Source organism: Streptomyces sp. CLV115 (genome assembly GCF_038448545.1).
Lineage (GTDB): Bacteria > Actinomycetota > Actinomycetes > Streptomycetales > Streptomycetaceae > Streptomyces > Streptomyces sanglieri.
In genome coordinates, this window is the sequence record NZ_JBCEWQ010000310.1 from 1 (window position 1) to 3,366 (window position 3,366).

Consider the following 3,366-nt stretch of genomic DNA (forward strand, 5'->3'; position numbering starts at 1 on the left):
GGTCGGGGCAGGAGGCGGAGGGGGTGGGAACGGGTCCTACGCCGCTGCGCTGAAGCCCCGCAGCCGCAGCGAGTTGCCGACCACGAAGACCGACGAGAACGCCATCGCGGCACCCGCGATCATCGGGTTGAGCAGTCCGGCCGCCGCAAGGGGCAGGGCCGCCACGTTGTAGGCGAAGGCCCAGAACAGGTTCGTACGGATGGTGCCGAGGGTCTTGCGCGACAGCCGGATCGCGTCCGCCGCGGCCCGCAGGTCCCCGCGCACCAGCGTCAGGTCACCGGCCTCGATCGCGGCGTCCGTGCCGGTCCCCATCGCCAGGCCCAGATCTGCCTGGGCGAGGGCGGCCGCGTCGTTGACACCGTCACCGACCATGGCGACCGAACGGCCCTCCGCCTGGAGGCGCCTGACGACGTCGACCTTGTCCTCCGGCATGACCTCCGCGTACACCTTCTCGATCCCGACCTCGGCCGCGACCGATTCGGCCACCGCCCGGTTGTCGCCGGTGAGTAGGATCGGGGTGAGCCCCAGGGCCCGCAGCCGCTGGATGGCCTCCGCGCTGGTGTCCTTCACCGCGTCGGCGACTTCGAGCACCGCCCGTGCCTCGCCGTCCCAGGCCACCGCGATGGCCGTCCGGCCGGCGGCCTCCGCCTCGGCCTTGCGCCGGGCCAGCTCCACCGGGAGGTGGATCTCCCACTCGGCGAGGAGCTGTTCGCGGCCGACGAGGACGGCGTGGCCCTCGACGACGCCCTGGACGCCGAGTCCGGCGATGTTGGCGAAGTCCTCGGGGGTGGGCAGGGGTGCGCCGGTGCGTTCGGCGGCTCCGGCGGCGACGGCCTGGGCGATGGGGTGTTCGGAGGAGTGTTCCAGTGCTCCCGCGAGCCGCAGTACGTCGGTTTCGTCGGTGTTCTCGGCGGTGTGGATGTCGAGGAGGGTCATCCGGCCGGTGGTGACGGTGCCGGTCTTGTCGAGGACGATCGTGTCGACGCGGCGGGTGGTCTCCAGGACTTCGGGGCCCTTGATCAGGATGCCGAGCTGGGCGCCGCGTCCGGTGCCGACCATGAGGGCGGTGGGGGTGGCCAGGCCCAGGGCGCAGGGGCAGGCGATGATCAGTACGGCCACGGCCGCGGTGAACGCGGCGGTCAGGCCCCCGCCGTTGCCGAGCCAGAAGCCGAGCGTGCCGAGCGCCAGGGCGATGACGACGGGTACGAAGACGGCGGAGATCCGGTCCGCGAGGCGCTGGGCCGCCGCCTTGCCGTTCTGGGCGTCCTCGACGAGCTTCGCCATCCTGGCGAGCTGGGTGTCGGCGCCGACCCGGGTGGCCTCGACGACGAGCCGGCCGCCCGCGTTGAGCGTCGCCCCGGTGACGGAGTCGCCGACCCCGACCTCCACGGGCACCGACTCACCGGTCAGCATCGACGCGTCCACGGCCGAGGCACCCTCGACGACGGTGCCGTCGGTGGCGATCTTCTCGCCGGGGCGGACCAGGAACCGGTCCCCGACCTGGAGTTCGGCGGTCGGCACGGTCGTCTCGTGGCCGTCGCGCAGCACGGTCACTTCCTTGGCGCCGAGTTCGAGCAGCGCCTTGAGGGCCGCGCCCGCCTTCCGCTTGGACCGGGCCTCGAAGTAGCGGCCGGCCAGGATGAACGCGGTGACCCCGGCGGCGGCCTCCAGGTAGATGTTGCCCGCGCCGTCGCTCCGTCCGATGGTCAGCTCGAAGGGGTGCGTCATGCCGACCATGCCCGCCGTCCCGAAGAACAGCGCCCACAGCGACCAGAGGAACGCGGCCGTGGTGCCGACCGAGATCAGCGTGTCCATCGTCGCCGCACCGTGCCGGGCGTTGGTGAACGCGGCCTTGTGGAACGGCCAGGCGGCGTACGTGACGACCGGCGCCGTCAGCGTCAGCGAGAGCCACTGCCAGTAGTCGAACTGGAGCGCCGGGACCATCGACATCGCGATCACCGGCACGGCGAGCGCGACGGCGGTCAGCAGCCGCTGCCGCAGGGGCCGCAGCTCGTCGGCCTCCGCGGCCCCGGGGGCGCCCTCCTCGGCGGTGCGCACCGGGGGAGCGGGCTCGTGCGCGGTGTAGCCGGTCTTCTCGACGGTGGCGATCAGGTCCTGTACGGAGATGTCCTCGCCCCGGTAGCTGACCTTGGCCTTCTCGGTGGCGTAATTGACGGTGGCCTCGACACCGTCCATCCGGTTGAGCTTCTTCTCGATGCGGGCCGCGCAGGAGGCGCAGGTCATGCCGCCGATCGCGAGCTCGACCTCTGCGGCCGCACCGGTGGCGGTGCCGGTGCCGGTTGTGGCGGTGTGCGCGGACACGATGTCCTCCCTGGCGGTGACGTTCTCGGGCTTCATACCCCTAGGGGGTATGTGTTGCTGATTCAGGTATACCCCCCTCCCCTATGAAACGCAAGGGCGGATGTGTCGCCCGGGCCGGGGTCGTGAGCGTTCGATCACGCGATGTGCGGCTGACCTCACGTATCTTCACCTGGCATTGAGGCTGCGGCCTCGGTGTACCGACCCGTAGGCTGGCCATTGGACTAGACCTATTGATGCTTCCTGGAGGATTGGGATCCCATGAGCAACCGTGCACTCCTGGAGGTGATCGCTCTCGACGCGGAGGACGCGATCGCGGCCCAGGCGGGTGGTGCGGACCGGCTTGAGCTGGTCACCGACATGGCGGCGGACGGCCTGACCCCGTCCTGCGCGACCTTCGCGGAGATCCGGGCGGCGGTGGACATTCCGCTACGGGTGATGCTCAGGGTGGCCGACGGCTTCGCGGCCGGCGACATCGAGGTGCTGGTGGCGAGGGCGCGCGAGCTGCGCGCGGCGGGCGCGGAGGAATTCGTGCTCGGCTTCCTCGACGCCGAGGGGCACCCCGACCTGGTCGCCGTCGAACGGCTCGTCGCCGAGCTGGACGGCTGCCGCTGGACCTTCCACCGCGCGATCGACCGCGCCGTCGACCGGGACGCCCTGCGCAAGCAGCTCGCGGACCTGCCCGGCCTGGACACGTACCTCACCGCGGGCTCGCCGAAGGGTGTCGACGACGGCATCCCGACGCTGCTGGTGGAGGCGGCGCGCAAGGGCGAACCCGGGTACGAGCCGCAGATCCTGGTGGGCGGCGGACTGCGGCTCGAACACCTGCCGGAGCTGCTGGCCGCGGGCATCGACGCGGTGCACATCGGCGGTGCGGCGCGTCCGCACGGCTGGTCGGGACCGGTGGACGCGGCGGCGGTGCGGGAATGGCGGACGGTGCTCGACGCGTAGTGGGCCGGGTACGGGGCGGTGCGGGGGCCGGGCGGGGTGCCTGCGGCGGGCCTGTTCTCCCACCCGCCCCTTCCCGGGTGGGGGGGGGGGGGGGGG

General features: G+C 72.2%; 2 protein-coding genes. One reads left to right on the forward strand and one right to left on the reverse strand.

Going from position 1 to position 3,366, the window contains the following annotated elements:
- Positions 1 to 36: 36 nt before the first annotated feature.
- Positions 37 to 2,322, reverse strand: a complete 2,286-nt coding sequence (locus AADR41_RS41670) for a heavy metal translocating P-type ATPase (RefSeq protein WP_342287656.1) — start codon at positions 2,320 to 2,322, stop codon at positions 37 to 39.
- Between the two features lie 258 nt (positions 2,323 to 2,580).
- Between AADR41_RS41670 and AADR41_RS41675 the strand changes: the two genes are divergently transcribed.
- Entirely contained in the window at positions 2,581 to 3,270 is a 690-nt protein-coding gene (locus AADR41_RS41675; RefSeq protein WP_342287654.1) for a copper homeostasis protein CutC, read from the forward strand.
- Positions 3,271 to 3,366 lie beyond the last annotated feature (96 nt).

Coding starts and splice junctions, on each gene's coding strand:
- AADR41_RS41675 (WP_342287654.1), top strand. CDS start 2,581: ATGAGCAACCGTGCACTCCTGGAGGTGATCGCTCTCGACGCGGAGGAC.